This is a genomic window from Flavobacterium sp. (assembly GCF_039595935.1).
Lineage (GTDB): Bacteria > Bacteroidota > Bacteroidia > Flavobacteriales > Flavobacteriaceae > Flavobacterium.
Genome location: NZ_JBCNKR010000004.1, coordinates 840,090 through 858,016 on the forward strand (window position 1 = coordinate 840,090; position 17,927 = coordinate 858,016).

At 36.5% G+C, this 17,927-nt stretch carries 14 protein-coding genes; 3 read left to right on the forward strand and 11 right to left on the reverse strand.

From position 1 onward, the window contains the following. Positions 1-12: 12 nt before the first annotated feature. The 3 genes from ABDW27_RS03725 to ABDW27_RS03735 form a co-directional block, all read right to left on the reverse strand. Positions 13-1,164 (reverse strand): cytochrome P450, encoded by a 1,152-nt coding sequence (locus ABDW27_RS03725; RefSeq protein WP_276174773.1) that lies wholly within the window; start codon positions 1,162-1,164, stop codon positions 13-15. A gap of 176 nt (positions 1,165-1,340) precedes the next feature. Next, positions 1,341-2,138: an alpha/beta hydrolase-fold protein gene (locus tag ABDW27_RS03730; RefSeq protein ID WP_288251373.1), complete on the reverse strand. Its 798-nt coding sequence runs from the start codon at positions 2,136-2,138 to the stop codon at positions 1,341-1,343. An 8-nt stretch (positions 2,139-2,146) separates the two neighbouring features. Further along, positions 2,147-3,262 (reverse strand): Zn-dependent alcohol dehydrogenase, encoded by a 1,116-nt coding sequence (locus ABDW27_RS03735; RefSeq protein ID WP_144219286.1) that lies wholly within the window; start codon positions 3,260-3,262, stop codon positions 2,147-2,149. Between the two features lie 158 nt (positions 3,263-3,420). Between ABDW27_RS03735 and ABDW27_RS03740 the strand changes: the two genes are divergently transcribed. From ABDW27_RS03740 to ABDW27_RS03750, 3 genes are all read left to right on the forward strand, one after another. Beyond that, positions 3,421-4,299: an AraC family transcriptional regulator gene (locus ABDW27_RS03740; RefSeq protein ID WP_144221583.1), complete on the forward strand. Its 879-nt coding sequence runs from the start codon at positions 3,421-3,423 to the stop codon at positions 4,297-4,299. A 120-nt stretch (positions 4,300-4,419) separates the two neighbouring features. Beyond that, the gene (locus ABDW27_RS03745; protein ID WP_223704651.1) at positions 4,420-4,755 is read left to right on the forward strand and encodes a hypothetical protein; all 336 of its coding nucleotides are present in this window, start codon (positions 4,420-4,422) and stop codon (positions 4,753-4,755) included. After that, on the forward strand, positions 4,752-5,258 hold the full coding sequence (locus ABDW27_RS03750) for a hypothetical protein (RefSeq protein WP_260852720.1): 507 nt from the start codon (positions 4,752-4,754) through the stop codon (positions 5,256-5,258). The genes ABDW27_RS03745 and ABDW27_RS03750 overlap by 4 nt, the downstream gene beginning before the upstream one ends. A gap of 268 nt (positions 5,259-5,526) precedes the next feature. Here ABDW27_RS03750 and ABDW27_RS03755 read toward each other — a convergent pair whose 3' ends face one another. From ABDW27_RS03755 to ABDW27_RS03790, 8 genes are all read right to left on the reverse strand, one after another. Further along, complete coding sequence (locus ABDW27_RS03755) at positions 5,527-8,064, reverse strand: sugar-binding domain-containing protein (protein WP_343694645.1); 2,538 nt, start codon at positions 8,062-8,064, stop codon at positions 5,527-5,529. Positions 8,065-8,192: 128 nt separating this feature from the next. Beyond that, complete coding sequence (locus tag ABDW27_RS03760) at positions 8,193-9,209, reverse strand: L-rhamnose/proton symporter RhaT (protein ID WP_144219282.1); 1,017 nt, start codon at positions 9,207-9,209, stop codon at positions 8,193-8,195. Between the two features lie 32 nt (positions 9,210-9,241). After that, positions 9,242-10,288, reverse strand: a complete 1,047-nt coding sequence (locus ABDW27_RS03765; RefSeq protein WP_144219281.1) for an aldose epimerase family protein — start codon at positions 10,286-10,288, stop codon at positions 9,242-9,244. Between the two features lie 451 nt (positions 10,289-10,739). Beyond that, positions 10,740-11,789 (reverse strand): mandelate racemase/muconate lactonizing enzyme family protein, encoded by a 1,050-nt coding sequence (locus ABDW27_RS03770; RefSeq protein ID WP_343694646.1) that lies wholly within the window; start codon positions 11,787-11,789, stop codon positions 10,740-10,742. A 57-nt stretch (positions 11,790-11,846) separates the two neighbouring features. Continuing rightward, the gene (locus tag ABDW27_RS03775; RefSeq protein ID WP_343694647.1) at positions 11,847-14,045 is read right to left on the reverse strand and encodes a glycoside hydrolase family 3 C-terminal domain-containing protein; all 2,199 of its coding nucleotides are present in this window, start codon (positions 14,043-14,045) and stop codon (positions 11,847-11,849) included. 19 nt (positions 14,046-14,064) lie between these two features. Continuing rightward, positions 14,065-15,612, reverse strand: a complete 1,548-nt coding sequence (locus ABDW27_RS03780; protein ID WP_276174776.1) for an arylsulfatase — start codon at positions 15,610-15,612, stop codon at positions 14,065-14,067. Between the two features lie 16 nt (positions 15,613-15,628). Next, a complete protein-coding gene (aldA, locus tag ABDW27_RS03785) occupies positions 15,629-17,083 on the reverse strand; it encodes an aldehyde dehydrogenase (protein ID WP_144219277.1) in 1,455 nt (484 codons plus the stop codon). Between the two features lie 25 nt (positions 17,084-17,108). Continuing rightward, positions 17,109-17,879, reverse strand: coding sequence for an SDR family NAD(P)-dependent oxidoreductase (locus tag ABDW27_RS03790; RefSeq protein WP_144219276.1), 771 nt, complete (start codon positions 17,877-17,879; stop codon positions 17,109-17,111). Positions 17,880-17,927: the final 48 nt, after the last annotated feature.

The window sequence follows — 17,927 nt, forward strand, 5'->3', positions numbered from 1 at the left end:
TTATTTTTTTAATTAATTAAATTTTACTTGTAAGCGGTGAAAGCCAACTTTACGTTTGAAATCACCTAAATCTTCGATATTTTCTTCGGCACTCACAATTTCCATAGTGCTCACTTTTTCCGTTAATACTTCCACCGCTATTTTCATAATTGTACGAGCGTGGGTTGCTCCCAAACAGTTGTGTGTCCCGAATCCGAAGCTCAAATGCGGGTTCATTTTACGATCTAAAACCACTTCATTTGGATTTTCAAAAACAGTGGCATCTCGATTTGCAGACGCCCAACACAAAGAAGCTCTTGTATCTGCTTTTATAGCATGTTCACAAACAGCAGAATCAGTTTTGGCTACTCTTCCCATCTGAGTTAATGGCGCAAAATAGCGAATCAACTCTTCAATAGCTTTGTTTCTTATTTCGGGTTCTACACGCAAACGATCTAATGACTTTGGGTGCTCTGCAAAATAAGCAATGGAATTTGACACCGCATTGATTACCGTATCACGGCCACCTGCAAACGTCAAAATCATCACGCCTTTCACTTCTTCTTTTGTTAATTTTTTGCCATCAACTACAGCATTCAGTAATACTGAATACAAATCTTCTCCATTCTTGGCAATGGCTTCATCAATTCGGCCATCGATATAATCATACAAAATAGCCGCTTTAGCACCATCTAAGGCTTCTCCTTCACTACGAAAAACGTGAGTTCCCCATGAAATCCATAAGTCAGCTTCTTCATAAGGCGTATTTAGTAATAAAGTCAAGGCTCTTGACTGTAGTTTTAATGAAAATTCACTGATTACATCTACCGAATCTTTGGCTAAAACCTCATCAACTAAAGCACTAATTTGCTCTTTTAATTTGGCTTGGTATTCTTCCTCTAAAGGTCTTTTGAACCAAGGATCCAAAATAGCTCTAAAGTCTTTATGTTGCGGCGGATCTACTTCAAACGGAATCTGACGTGTTGTTCTGATGTTCACTTCTGAAGGAATCACAATACGACCTGGTACCGCCCCTGATTGAAAGGTTTTCCAGTCGTGAGCTCCTTTGCGCACATCTTTGTGACGCAATAGCATGGTTACAGGATCATTTTGATCGTCCATTTCTCCAAAACCTTGGTTTACACGTGCTTCTTCAAATGGATCGTTAAACTCACTATTTTTCATCTTTTATATTTTTATTAGTATCTTTTTTTTCAACCTGGTACGTTTTAAATGCTGATGACAACACACCTACAACGTCTCGAAAAAGACCTTGCAGGAACATTAACTAACATTATTTATTAGTACTAAACTTTTCATACTGATCATTAAACTCAGCTTCTTAAGTCTATTTTCAGTTTTTAGAACCCATTAAAAAACAACAAACTGTCTTTGATGTGTTCTTGCCAGTATGGCCATTCGTGTGCGCCTTCAAATTCTTGGTATTGATGGTTTATATTGGCATCTGTTAAACCTTTATGCAGATTCCGATTGTATTCGATGAGTAAATCCTCTTTGCCACAATCAAAACGTATGGGTGGCAATTGCTTTTTATTTTTTATAATCAAACTTAAAACGTCTTCGTTAATGGGGTCAAATTGATTGAAATTGCTCTCGTTTTCTTCAACAAAAAGATGCATTTGATTTTTATTGGTCATCGAAGAATGTCCCGTAATGGCTTGGTAACGCTCTGGAAATTTGGCTCCCAAACGCAAAGCGCCATACCCGCCCATCGAAAGCCCCGAGATAAACAATTTGGATTTTTCGCTGGTGCAATCGATGTTTTCTCTCACGGCATCAATCACATCTTCGACAATCCATTTTTCATAATGGGCATTGTTGTGCGGTAAATATGCCGAACCGTCTCCCCATAATCCATCCGAAGGCATCGCAATTACCATCGGTTTTATCAATCCTTCTTCCATCATTTTTAAAGCTGTAAAATGTACTCCTGCTTTGTGCGCCCAAATCCAAGCACTACCATACACCCCATGCATTAGCGTTACAATAGGAAGGTCTTTTAAATCTTCAAAAGGCGGTACAAAAACACAGATGTCACCTCGCCCATTCAGATTAGGGGTTTTAACCGTAATGAATCGAAGGTTATTGCTCTCAAATTCTGGATTGGATATTTCGGTTGTTCTAAATTTTGACATCATTTCTAAAATTAAAAAGTAATTACACCTTTTGCATTTTTTCCAGCCAACATATCGTCTAAGGCTTGTTGCAATTCTTCCAGAGGATACGTTTTAGTAATCATCTCGTCTAATTTGATTTCTCCTTTTCGATAATGTTCGATAATTTTAGGGAAATCTTTTTGCGGATTGCATTTTCCGTACAACGGATTGATGTATTTTTTATCCCATTCGAATAAGGCCATATCAATCAAAACCTCTTGTTCGATTCCGCTAACTTGAACAGCAGTGCCAGCATTTCGAACCATTGCCAACGGTGCAGCGCCCAAAGCTGGAATTGCAGTACACTCAAAAGCGTAATCGGCACCACGACCAGCTGTCATTTCTTTTACCTTTTGAGCCGCTTGTAACAGTCCTTTGTCATTCTTATCGGCCAAAATGGTATGAGTCGCACCAAATTCAACCGCCATATTCAATCGCTCTTGATTGATATCAATCGCAATGATTTTACAAGCTTTCGACACTTTTAATCCTTGAATTACATTCAAACCAACTCCTCCTGTTCCAAGCACAACAGCTGATGAATTTTCGGTAACCTGAGCCGTATTTACAGCAGATCCAAAACCCGTCATAACGCCACAACTTACGATACTTGCTGCCGAAAAAGACATGTTTTGAATTGGATTTTTAACTACTGCCGATTCTTTTACCAGAGTATATTCAGCAAGCGTTCCTATATTAAAGGAGCGAATGATTGGCACTCCATTCAGAGTTGTTCCTTCCAAATGGGCATGTCCGGGGGTGTACCCATTTCCTCCTGCTACTACAGGCGAATTATTTTCGCAAATGTGTTCATTCTCATGCTCGCATTGAAAGCATTTTCCACAAGGAGTTGCCCAATTCAAAATCACTGCATCACCTACTTGTACACTTTTTACATTTGTCCCAACTGCAGTAACAATTCCTGCTCCTTCATGCCCCATTACAATTGGTTTTCCCCAATTTAAGGAGTCATAATCGGTATGACACAAACCTGCCGCTTTAATGGCTACTATCACCTCATCCCCTTGCGGATCATTTACTGTAATGGTCTCTATAGAAAATGTTCCATCTCCTTTTGCAATAGCTGCTTTACAATTGATGCTCATAGAATACTTTTAAAGTTTATCTTTTTATAAAAGTTAAAAGTATATACTATAGTCATTAGTCACAGTACCAATATTGCACAATTAATACCTTATATTGACCTAAAATTTTAAATAAGCTTCTTTTACTAATCAATATTGAATATATTTGAAGAAAAAAAATGAAAGCACTATTTGAAAAAGTACCCTCTTCGGTAGAAAGTTCTTTTAACGCATTTGTATATGAGGCTGAAAATTTTGAAACACCTTGGCATTTTCATCCTGAATATGAACTTACTTATATTGTAAAAGGAGAAGGTACCCGTTTTGTTGGTAATAGCGTTCAGGAGTTTAAAAAAAGGGATTTTGTATTGTTAGGTACAAATTTGCCGCATTATTGGAAAAATCATGATAACCTAAAAGGCGGAGTTCAATCGATTGTATTGCAATGGGACGATAGCGTTTTGGGCGAAAATTGGTTGGAGAAAAAAGAATTTCATTCTATAAAAAGGATATTATCAGATGCTTCAAAAGGACTCTCTTTCCGCACTATTGAAAACGATGTGATTCTCGAGCGGCTGCAAAAAATCATTACCCAAAAACCACTAGAAAAACTACTTGCCTTACTTCTACTTTTAGAAGAACTAAGCAAAATAAAAGAGGTGGAAACCCTTAGTTCAGACGGTTTTGTACCTAATCTAAACAGTAAAGCAAATGACCGAATAAATCTGATTTATAATTATATACAAGAAAATTACAATCAGAAAATTCGTCTGAATGAAATTGCCGATTTAGTGCACATGAATGAAGAAACCTTTTGTCGCTTTTTCAAAAAAAACTTAGGAAAGTCATTTTTCACTTTCGTGAATGAGTACCGCATCAATTTAATTTGCAAACAACTAATTGAAACCAAAAAACAGGTAAGCGAAATTGCCTATGAATGTGGGTATGAAAGTTTGCCTTTTTTTTATCGTCAGTTTCAAAAATTCATGAAATGCTCGCCTTTAGTATTTAGAAAAAAATACCATCTAGAGGATGTCGGCACTACTATTGAAATATAGAAAATATAAAAAAAGATTATAACATATAGAAACATAGATTTTATTTCGAAAAATTTCAGGAAAGTTTGCTAGAAGTTTTTTAAAAAAATATCTTTATCGATTAATCCCAAAATCAAAAAAATGAAAAAAATTAACCTACTACTTTTTGCATCCTTTTTACTGGCGCTTACCTCTTGCAGTTCGTCAGATGATGCTACTGCAGAAACAAATGCCAACTTGATTGTAAAATTAAAATTTGATGAAAATCAGGTTCGATTAGACAACTTAGGAAACCCTTCGGTTATAGCACAAGGAAATGCGGCACAAACACCTATAATGAATGAAATGAGTGCTCACTATTTAGAACTATCCCCTACTGCGAATACTTTAATAGGACAAGGTGAAGTTATTTACAAAGGTGAAGAAACAACCAAGGAGGTGAAAAAGCTATTGATTTTAGCAAAGAAAATTTTGTGAAAGACGAAGAAATGTTTTTAAAAATCCCTTTAAAAGATATTAAAAAGGGAAATTATGAGTGGCTTCGTATATCTGCTTCTTATCAAAATGGAAAAGTAAAAGCACTTTACAATGATGCCGAATACGATGCAATATTGACAAGCTTTTTAGGTTATAACACTTATATTGATAATTATACCATAAATGGTAAAAACGTAGTTATAAAAGCTAATAAACTACAATGTTATTGGGGTTTTGAAGCTTTATGGACTGTTATTGATGGTCAAGCACCAGCAGGAGCCATAACGGTTCCAAACCCAATTTACCAAACTTCTCCAATTCCAGAAGGTTCTTGCGTCCTGACAAGTAAATTTGATAAAGCTTTAGCTATTACAGTAAATGAGACAAAAGATGTAACGATTACTATTTCATTTTCTATAAACAATAGCTTTGAATGGAACGAAGTAAATGTTGATGGAAAATATGAACCTGCAGCGGGAGAAATTCCAGTAGATATGGGGTAACGAGGTCCTAAGTTAGCTGTGGATTAAAACCGAAAAAAGCATTATAAAAAATACATAAGAAAGCTGAAAAATTTCGCTCGTTTTGATTAGCATCTTTTTTCTAGCTTATAAAAAAACGCTTATAGTAGGATTTTAAAGTTCCTCTGTCAGCGTTTTTGTTTTTTCAACTATATTTACTTTTAAATTCAATCTGAGTGCTCCTTTTAGATTTCATCTTTTCTTGAAGCAATTTTCTATTCATAATATTATAAAGTGGAAATCGTTAGTCTTAATTATTTTTATCATTCTCAAAACCAGTAGCTCTAGGGTTTTGAATTTGACTTTCATATCTCTTTCCATCTTCGCCTGTAAACTCTTTGAAATAATGATAGTAAGAACCATAACCTCCATTATCATTTTCTTCTTTTAAACGCAGTTTTTGCCATTCATTGAAATATTTTGTGGCTTCTTTTTGGTCGCCTATTAAAAAGAAATAATCATTTTTAGAGATTACTTTTCCTAATTTATCAGTCAGTTCCAGATTGACAAAGAACTTTGACTTTACCGTTTTCAGTACTTTTTCATTTATAGGAAAAAACGATTTGGCACTATTTTCCTCAATTTTTGACACTTCAAAATTTTTGGTTGAAATCACCGCACCCGAGTCATCTTTCATTTCAAACTTCACCTTACAGTCTTTATATTCTTTATAAAAATCATTAATGATCCAAATATTTCCAATAAAAGCTTCTTTAGTATCCCAACGGCGTTTTTTGAATTCAAAATTTACCAATAAGGGCTGATAAGCCTTTTGAACAAAATAATAGGAGTTTTTTGGTTTTCTGTAATTATCTACAATCGCCCATTTCATATCAGGACCATAAGTGATATAATGGCACAATGCAATACCACTTAAACTTGGTTTGTCACGTCGGAAATGTTCGATTCCGTTTTGGAAAATAATTCCTTGTGCATCTTGCGTTGCATTGACAAACTCTTCCAACGAACCTTTCATTTCACTATTAAAGACATCCCAGTTTTGCATACGCAAATGCGTCAAATCGGCCCAGTGGTGACCCCAGCTCAATCCCGGAGGCCACATTTCATTTTCAGGAATAAATTTTTTCAAACTCTCTACCGATGGCACAGAGGTAATAGCAAATTCAGGAACAATTGGAAATCCGTTTGCATTTGTTTGGTACCAATCTTCGTGCAACCATCGTCCCATTTCATAAAAATAACGCAAAGCATGAACCGCTTCTTTTGGTTTAAATCCCGCTTGTTGTCCTACATGATCCGTCATTGGTGAATCGGGGACATACGGCAAGTTCACATGAGCTTGCAAGGAATCACCTAAACGCTCCAAAAACTGTCGCCCGAATTTTGGATCACGGGTACGGAACATCATTTCTTCTCCACCTTCCATCATGATTAATGAAGGATGATTTCTACGAGCCACAACGACCTTCACTCCTTCGTTAAAAATTTCAGCTAAGTTTTTCTCATCCGATGGAATATTACCTGTTCCTAGCGGAATGATGTCTTGCCAAACGGTCATACCCATTTCATCACAATATCGATAAAACTCAGGAATTTCTGGAGGATGCCATCCGAAAATCCGAATGTTATTCATATTCATTTCTTTAGCCAAACGAATCAACTCTTTGTAATCGCTTATTTCTGTGCGACCCACAAAAATATTTGGCGGTCCACCCCAACAAGCCGAACGAATGAAATGAAACTTTCCATTTATATAAGTCGAACGCGGAAAACTAACATCGACATCCTTTACAAAACCAGGATTCCATTTGGAAGTCACCTCACGAATGCCAAAAGTAGTTTCGTTAACATCCTGATTTAGTTTACCATCTTTAATGGCTATTTTTGCGATATATAAATTTTGATCTCCTAAATCCCAAGGCCACCATAACTTAGCATCCTTTAGATGTATTTTTTGAATTACTTTATGCGTTCCAGGGGAAATCGTTTTTTTTAAAACAACTTTCTCTTCCTTCATTTTAAAGTTTTTACCATTCAGCACTGCTTCAAAAGAACATTCTTTGGCTACTGGATTGGTATTTTCCACCGTAATTTCAAGACTTACATCTGCTGAGCCATCTTTATTAATTTTATTATTGGCATACACATCTTTAAAACGAATCTTACCCGTACGTATCAATTTTACGGGCCCTACAATTCCGATTGGAGTAATATCTCTCCAATAATCGCCAAACCAAGGTGTTTTTTTACCCGCTACAAAAGCATTCACTTGAGGAGGTGTATCCAGTTTTACGACCAACATATTTCGTCCTTTGAGGAAATCCCATTTATGAATTCTTAAGTAGTCGTTGACATTGAAAGAAAATGGAGAAAATACCCCTTCATGCTTTCCTAAGTAATGACCATTTAGCCAGACTTCACAACTGTAATCAACACTTTCAAAAACAAGATCTACCATCTGGTTTTCGATACCTTCTGTTATACTGAATTGCAAAGCATACCACCACTCATATTGTTGTACCCATTGGGCTTTGACACTATTTCTTCCAAAATGCGGATCCTCAATTACTCCTGCTTTCCATAAATCAGTATAGACATCTCCTGGCACTTTGGCGTTGTTCCATACTAAGGTTTCAATATCTTCTGCAGGTAACTTATGAAGCCCTTTTTTCACACCTTCACCGGGTGCCATCATTTTAAATCGCCATTTATAACCACTTAAATCAAGCATTTGCTGACTTGAATCTTCAAGTGACAAAGTCGTATTGGGTTGTGCGTAACTGCCTAAAATCCAAAATAAACTTATAAAAAAAGTAATACATTTCACTAACTTTCTTTCCATTGCTTTACAGTATTAAAACAAATTCATAAAACTGATTTTCAAAAAAAGAGATAAAAACACTTCGTTTTGAATATCAAAATCTGTTAATTACATTGATGATTGCTTCTCTTAAATTATGCTACGCCATTTCCAAAAGCAACAATCACAATTCCGATTACCATACAAGCCAAACCCACATACAAAAAATTTCTCGCTTTGTCTGAGGCATTACGCCACTCTCCTGTTACAATACCACTCATAATAGCGGTAACCACACATGAGGTATTGAATATGGCATAACCAACAGTATTCCCGCTACTTCCTAATTTAAAAGCGGCATACGCAAACAATGCTGAAGCTGCATAGTGAAAAACAGCCATTACTAAAATTAATATGAAGTTTTGAGAGAAAGCAGGAGTTTTAAAATTTACCCACGCTTTTTTAGTAGACAATTGTCCGATAAAATAAGCGGTCATTACTACACCTCCACTAATGAAAATGGGAAACATTACTGCAACAGCGGTAATCCATTCGGCATTTCCATGTGCTTGACAAGCTTCATGTAAATAAGGTCTTCCGACAGCATTGGCATAACTAAATCCAGTAGCCAATAATCCTCCTACAACAGCGATTATAATACCAGTAGCCATAGATCCTTTTTCAGGAGCGCCGTCTTTTCCAGTTGATTTTTCAAATTTTTCTCTAATAAGACCTGCTTGACCATTGGCAAAAACCCCAATCAGTACTACAAAAAGTCCTGATAGAATAAGTGTTAATTTATTTGTTGGGGGCAATCCCTCTACAACGAAAGGCAATAAGGATCCTACCAAAATAATCGTTCCGATAAACAAAGAAAAACCTAAAGACAAACCAATGTGATTAATGGCTTTTCCCCACATCATTACTCCTGTTCCCCATAAGAAACTAGCTAGAGCCATTTTGACCAAAATTTCAGTTGGCATGTTCAAAAAGATTTCCGAAAAACCCGTAATTAGCGATGCAGAGGCAATAATGGGAACTACAAACATGGTCAACAAGAAGAATAAACTCCAGGTGTTCTCATATTTAAAATCTTTTGTAAATTTTTCTGGTAGCGCATAAAGCCCTAACATCAATCCGGCGAAAATTGCCAAAAACATTCCTTCAGTCATGTATTTATTTTTTTTGGTTGTTAATTAAATTTTTAAAAGGAAAATTTAAAAATCGTTTCACTTTGAAAATCTTCTTCCTTTTTGGTAATTGATTTTGGTGAATTACTGATGTTCATACCGTTTGGATAACGATGTGTTTCACAACAAAAACCTCTATATTTTCCGTACTGCTCGCCAGTCTCGCGCTGCAATGCATCCGAAGTGTATTTTCCTGTATAAAAAAGCATTCCTGGTTCTGAAGTAAATACGGTTAAAGAACGATTCTTTTCTGCACATTGAAATTCAGCCACTTGTTCAAGTTCAAAATTATTTTTATCAAAAATGAAGTAATGTTCAAAACCATCATTCATTTTAGCATGTAAGTCAACAATTTTTTGTGTAAATCTTAAATCATCTACTTGCCCTTCTAAGTCTACTACTTTACCCGTTGCAGCACCGGTATGGTCTATTTCTAACTTCTTTGCAGCCTCCACAGTCACAGTATGATTTTCAATCGAATTGGTAAAACCCGATAAATTAAAATACGTGTGGTTGGTAAGCGACAATGGTGTGTCCGCATCTGTACTTGCTAGATAACGGACACTCAACACATTGTCATTGTCCAAACTATAAAAACAAAAAACTTTAACATTTCCGGGAAAACCTTCTTCTAAATCAGTACTTAATAGGGACATTTTCACCCCTACTTTGTCTCCGTTCATTTGGATTTCGCTTTCCCACATTTTCTTATCAAAACCTACTGCACCTCCATGTAAATTGTTGTTACCACAATTAGCGGCTAACAAATATTCTTTTCCGTTTAAAGTAAATTTAGAATCCTTAATTTGCGATGAATATCTTCCGACAACTGATCCAAAATAAGGTGCATTATTCTTGTATTCTTCTGAAAAATAACTTTCAAACTTCTCAAAACCACATACCAGTTCGTCATGACTTCCATCGCTGTTAGGCACTGTAATTGAAGTTATTGTCGCTCCAAAATCCATTATTTTTACAACCATTCCGTTGTCATTGGACAAAGTATATTGCGTTACTTCATTGTTATGATGCGTTCCGAATTTTGATTTAGTTACTTCCATTTTTTATTTTTTTTTATACAAATACTTTATTACAAATAGTAGTTGCTAGTCAATATTATACTTTCAATTAAGCTACTATTTTGTTTTGCCACTGATTCAAAGATTAAAATCGATTTAATAAACATTTCGATAACAAATCTTTTTAATCGAAACGATTTTATCTAACTTCCTTTTAGTTCTATTTATATTAGATTTTTGAGGATGACTTTTTAAACACTATTCTCAATTGCATGATAATATTGAGGGTTTAATCAAAATCTAATTTCGGCTAAAGCCATTTTAATTAATTAAATTGAACCTTTAGCTAAAGCTAAAGGCAATTGAATTCAGTTTTTATGATCAAAAGTTAGCAACTCTCTGTCAAGTTCGAACGACTTTCTTTATTTAATCCGATTCCTAGTTGATGAAAACATAAGATGACTGTCTACTTTCGTTTTAGGCTTCACATTATTTACATTTTATAAGGTGCTAATTTCTCCCAATTGAATATCACACCCGTGCCGGGATAATCCGGTGCTACTGCTCTGTGATTTTCTACCACCAAAGGACGTGTAGTATATTCGTCTATAGGGAAACTGTGTACTTCTAACCAACCTGAATTGGGTTGCGAAGAAACCAAACTTACATGTAGTTCTTGCATTCCGTGAGAGCAAGCAGGAATATTGTGTTTATCGGCTAATCTAGCCGCTGCTAACCATCCTGTAATTCCACCACAATTGGAAGCATCAGGCTGAATAAAAGACAATTTTGCTTGGTCAAAAGCGTATTCAAATTCGTGAATGGTGTGTAAGTTTTCGCCCATTGCTAAAGGAAATCCAGTTTTATCAACGATTTCGCCGTAGCCTTTGTAATCGTCTGGGATGATTGGTTCTTCAAACCAAGTAATATCGTATTGTTTGAAACCTTCAATGGCGCGAATTGCTTTTTCTTTAGACATGGAATAATTAGCATCGACCATAAAAGTTACGTCCGGACCAACAAATTCACGCACTGCTTTGATACGTTGTAGATCCTCTTCAAGATTCTCACGTCCAATTTTAATTTTCACCGCTCTAAATCCAGCATCCATGTAGCCTTGCATGTTGCGCAAAAGCTTTTCAATTGGAAATTGCAAATCGATTCCACCACAATACGCTTTACACGTATTGCCTTCACCACCTGCCATTTTCCAAAGTGGCTGGCCTGCTTTTTTACATTTAATGTCCCAAAGCGCAATATCAATCGTTGAAATAGCAAATGAAGCAATACCGCCACGACCTACATAATGTACGTGCCATTCCATGAAGTCGTAAATTCCATCAATATCAGTTCCATCTTTTCCCACCAATACCGAAGCAAAATCATGCTCTACCATTGCTTTGATCGCGTAACCACCTTTACCGCCAGTATAGGTATATCCTGTACCTTCTGAACCATCTTCAAGTGTAATTGTAGTGGTAACCAATTCAAAATGAGAATGATCTCCGTGTTTTGCATCATTTAAAATTTCAGGTAACGGCACCTTAAATAATTGCACTTTTACATTTTTAATTGCAGTATTCATCTGTTACTTAATTTGTTATTTTAATTTTATCTTTATTTCTGCTGGTTTTGCAGCTCCTAAATTGGCGCTTCTGTGACTTGGTAATGCATTCGAAATTAGCAATTTATAATTTCCTTTGATCCATGTTTTTTCACCCTCTAAATTGGTTTGTTTTAAATCTTCTTCAGTCAGGTTAAATGTTAGCTTTTTAGTTTCTCCTTTATTTAATGGTACTCTTTGGAAACTTTTTAAGGCATAGAAAGGCAAAAAGTCTTTGGTGTCTTCGGGTACTAAGTACATTTGAATCACATCTTCATAATCTTTGTCCCCACTATTTTTTACATCTACAGACACTGAAATCCTTTTTCCTTTTTTGATAATTGTCTCTGAGGAGCTAGGATTTTTAATTTCTAAAGTGCTGTACGAAAGTCCAAAACCAAACGGATACATCGGTTCTTCGGTCATGTATTTATAGGTTCTGCCTTTCATGCTATAATCATCAAAAGGAGGCAGCTGCTCCACATTTTTTGGAAAGGTAATTGGCAAGTGACCAGAAGGTGCTACATCGCCAAAAATGACATCAGCCACGGCATTTCCTCCTTGTTCACCTGGATACCACATCAAAACAATAGCATCAACATAAGGTTCTACTTCGTCTAATGAAACGGGACTTCCTGTTCCTAAAACCAAGATAAGCGGTCCTTTTTTGTTTTTACTTACTGCTTTTATATAATCAATTTGACTTTGCGGTAATTTTAAATCTTTACGGTCTCCTTTGTGTTCCGAAGCAATAGCATCCACTTCTTCTCCTTCAATTTCGTTTGAAATACCCGCTACTAATACTGTTGCATCAACTGTTTTGGGCACTTGCACCGCCCAGTTCAATGGGTTTAAATTATTTTGAAAAGGCAATACTCCCAAACGATATTCTACAGAAGTTCCTAAAGATACCTTCTCGGTAATTCCTTCTAAAACGGTCACCATATTGGGCGCAGATCCATAATAATTGGCCAACAATATATCTGTTGAAGCCGCGAACGAACCTGTAACATATAAGGTTTTAATATTTTTATCCAAAGGCAATACATTGTCCTTATTTTTCAACAGTACAATGGATTGCTGCGATGCTTTTCTGGCAACTGCTTTATGCGCATCGGAGTTGATTACTTCAATACCAATGGTATTGTATGGATTGCTTTCGTCTTTGTCAAAAAAACCTAATTGAAAACGAATTAAAAACAGTTTTTTCAAACGCTCATTAATCAACTCTTCGGTAATTAATCCTTTATCCAGCGCCGATTTTATATTTTTATAGACCCAACCACAGTTCAAATTCACTCCTGTTTTTAAAGCAAGTGCAGCGGCTTCCTCCACAGTTTTTACTTTTTTGTGTCCTTTCATAATGTCCACTAGAGCACCACAATCAGATACGATATAACCCTCAAATCCCCATTGCTTTTTTAAGATGTCATCCATCAAAAGCTTGCTTGCATTGGCAGGATCACCATAAACAGCATTGTAAGCCCCCATGATTCCTTGTACTTTCCCTTCTTGTACCAATGACTTAAAGGCTGGTAAATAAGTTTCGTACAAATCTAATTTGGAAGGATTGGCATTAAAACTATGACGCAATGCTTCCGGTCCAGAGTGTACGGCAAAATGTTTTGCGCAAGCGGTGGTTTTAAAATACTTAGGATCCTTACCTTGTAAACCTTCTACAAAAGCAACTCCAATTTTGGAAGTCAAAAAAGGATCTTCACCATAGGTTTCTTGACCTCGACCCCAACGAGGGTCTCTGAAAATATTGATATTGGGCGACCAAAAAGTCAATCCCGCATAAATACCCCTATTTCCAATTGATTTTGAAACTTGAAACTTGGCTCTTGCTTCATCCGAAATAGCGTTCGCCACTTCTTTAATCAAACTAGGATTAAAAGTAGCGCCCATCGCAATACCTTGCGGAAAAATAGTGGCTTTTCCATTTCGGGCAACACCGTGAAGTGCTTCGTTCCACCAATTGTATTCAGGAACTCCTAAACGAGGAATTGCAGGGGTATCTGAAGTAAATTGACCACATTTCTCATCAATAGTCATTGCATTCAGCAACAAATCAACCCTTTTTTCAAAAGACAATGATTCGTCAAACCATTTTTGGTGCTGACTTTTCACCGTTGATGCTGCTATTAAACAAGCGCAAAGGATTATATTCGAAATGTATTTACTAAAAAACTTCATCTATTTTTATAATTATGCGCTACTTTAACTCAAGTTGTTGAACACCAGAATAAGCATCGCCCCGCATTTTTTCAAAATCCTTCACCATTTCTGATAATTTCTTCGGATTTGATTTTGCTACATTATTTTTCTGAGCGGGATCTTTTTTTACATTGTATAATTGATAACTTTTTTCCATTCCAGTTTCAATCTGAACGTCGGCTATTACAGCGGGACCTTCATAAGGTGGAATCATCAACCAATCTCCCTTTCTCAGTAATGTTTTTGTATTCGCTTCAAGTATCAAAGAAGTTCTTCCTTTATCACTTTTTCCTAAAAAAACAGGCAAAATATCTTGACTATCCGTTGGACTTGCCTTTGCATCAATTAAGGTTGCCAATGAAGCCATCAAATCCATTTGACACACTAAGGCATCGGATACTTTTGGCTTAATCGTTCCTTTCCAATACGTGATGAAAGGAACATGAGCACCCGCATCTAACAGACTGTATTTGCCTCCTCTTAAACCTCCTTTGGGGTCATGATTTCCTAATTTTTCAACCGCATCATCTTCATATCCATCATTTAAAACTGGTCCATTATCACTAGAAAAAACAATCAAAGTATTCTCTAACATTCCTTCTGCTTCTAAACTTGCTACAAATTGACCAATTATCCAATCGGCCTCAAGGATTACATCGCCACGTGGTCCCATACCCGATTTACCTACAAAACGAGGATGCGGTGTTCTAGGAACATGAGGTTCTTGTAAAGCATAGTACAAAAAGAAAGGTTTGTTTTTGTGTTCTTTTACATAAGTGGTCGCTTTTGCTAAAAAATGATCCGCCATATCTACGTCTGACCATTTTGCAGATTGTCCCCCTTTCATAAAACCAATTCTAGGAATTCCATTGACAATACTATTGTTATGTCCATGGTGCCATTTCATTTTTAGTAATTCAGGATTTTCAATTGCTGTAGGTTCTCCTGGGAAATTCTTATGGTAATTAACTTCAATTGGATCTTTAGGATCTAAGCCAACCACATTTCCATTCTCAATATAAACCGTAGGCACTCGATCTTGCGTTGCCGCCATAATATGTGAATAATCAAAACCTACTTCATTGGGTCCAGGAGAAATGTGTGCATTCCAGTTCACATTTCCTGTTCCTAAACCTAAATGCCATTTTCCGATAACGGCAGTTTCATATCCTTTTGACTGAAAAACCTTTGCAATTGTTTCTTGCTCGGTAGAAATCAACAAAGGAGCTGTTCCTGGTAAAATTTTGGCATCTTTATTACGCCAAGGATACACCCCTGTTAAGATTCCATACCTACTTGGAGTACAAGTAGCAGAGGTCGCGTAACCATTTTTGAAAAGTATCCCCCCATTGGCCAACTTATCAATATTTGGTGTTTGCAATGCAGTAGCACCATAACAGCTTAAGTCTCCATAACCCAAATCATCAAGGTAAATTAAAACTACGTTGGGGCGAGTTGTTTTAGTAACCTTAGTCTGAGCCAAGCAAGTTGTAGCGATTGTTAAACAAAGAAACGTTGCAAGTTTTAAATAGGGGGTAATTTTCATAATAATTGTGTATTAACTAAGCTTTATGTCTAATGTAAAATGTTTTCTTTTCTAAATATTGTTCAAAACCATATTTACCATCTTCACCACCAGAACCAGATAATTTATATCCGTTGTGGAAGCCTTGGTGCTGCTCACCATGACCACGGTTTACATAAATTTCTCCGTACTCTAATTCGTCATTACATTTCATAATCGTGTTCATGTCATTGGTAAAAACCATCGCAGCCAAACCATATTCACAATCATTGGCAAAACCAATAACTTCTTCAAAAGTTTTGAATTTTAAAACAGGTAAAATTGGTCCAAAAGACTCTTCGTGAACAATAGTCATGTCTTGCGTAACATTGGTCAAAACAGTTGGTTCAAACCAATATCCCTTTTCAAATCCAGCACCCGTTGGTTTGTTTCCACCAGTGGCAACGGTTGCTCCTTCTTTGACACTCACAGCAACTAAATGTTCCATTGCTTTCAATTCCGCAGCGTTTACTTTTGGTCCCATATCTGTTTCTTCCAACATTGGATCACCTACTTTTAACGCTTTTACTTTTGGAATGAATTTTTCCATAAAAACATCATAGATATCCTCGTGCAAATACATACGTTCGTTACAAGTACACACTTGACCACAGTTGTCAAAACGCGAATGTAAGGCAGCATCTACAGCCGCATCGATATCAGCATCAGCAAAAACGATAAAAGGTGCTTTTCCTCCTAATTCTAATTGAACGTGCGTTAAGTTATCTGCTGCATTACGAGCAATATCCTGACCTACAGGTGTAGAACCTGTCATGGTAACCATTTTAGTGATTGGGCTTTTTACCAAAGCATTCCCCATAGCTCTACCTGGACCTGTAAGAATGTTGATAACCCCCGCAGGAATACCTACTTTATTGGCAATATTTCCTAACTCTAAAGTAGACAAAGGAGTTTCAGAAGTTGGTTTAATAACAATACTGTTTCCTGCAATCAAAGCCGGTCCTAATTTACGAGCCGCTAAAGCAAAAGGAAAGTTCCAAGCCGTGATGGCAACGATTACGCCACGAGGCACTTTCTGAATCCAAATTTGCTCATTGGCATTATCAGAAGGAATAATATCTCCTTCGATTCTACGAGCGCCTTCACAAGCATACTCGATAAAAGATGAAGCTACCGCTACTTCAAAACGAGCTACCTTTAATAATTTACCTTGCTCTTTTACAATTAATTGTGCTAGGTATTCAGCATTTGCTTTAATTTCGTTCGAGAATTTATATAGTAACTCTGCTCTTTCTCTGGCAGGTTTTTTCTTCCACTCTTTTTGAGCTTTATCTGCAAAAGCTAAAGTTTCTAAAGCTTCTTCAGCAGTACCGTTTTGTACTCTTGCCACCACTTCTTCAGTTGCGGGACTTAAAACGTCAATTGTTTCTCCAGAAGTAGAAGTTCTCCACTCTCCGTTTATAAATAATTGGTATTCTTTAATTTCAGCCATTTTACTCCAATTTTAAATATTAATATTAACGTCCCATCCAGCCACCATCAACAAGCATCGTTGTACCGTGCATGTAAGACGCTGCTTCAGAGCATAAGAAAACAGTTGGTCCAGCAAAATCTTCTGGTTTACCCCAACGACCTGCTGGTATTCTTGATAAAATAGATGCAGAACGAATTGGGTCATTACGCAAGGCTTCTGTATTATCAGTATCAATATATCCTGGAGCAATAGCGTTTACATTTACACCTTTACCTGCCCATTCGTTAGCAAAAGCCATTGTTAATTGACCGATAGCTCCTTTACTGGCAGCGTATCCTGGAACTGTAATTCCACCTTGGAATGTTAATAAAGAAGCTGTAAATACTACTTTGCCACTTCCTCGACCAACCATATCTTTACCAATTTCTCTAGTCAAGATAAATTGTGCATTTTGATTTACTTCGACTACTTTGTCCCACATTTCATCTGGGTGCTCTGCTGCTGGCGCTCTAAGAATAGTTCCTGCATTGTTTACTAAAATATCAATCTGAGGAAAGTCAGCTTTGACAGCTTCAATAAAGGCATACAAAGACTCTCTATTACTAAAGTCACAAGCGTATCCTTTAAACTTTCTTCCTAAAGCAGTTACTTCTTTTTCAACTGCACTTCCTTCTGTTTCTAATGAAGCACTTACTCCAATCACGTCAGCACCAGCTTGCGCTAAACCAATAGCCATTGCTTTTCCAATTCCTCTTTTGCAACCTGTTACCAAGGCTACTTTTCCTTTTAAACTAAATGTATCTAAAACACTCATTATCTTTTTTTTTTAAATTATTTATTCTTAGTATTAAAAACGATTCCC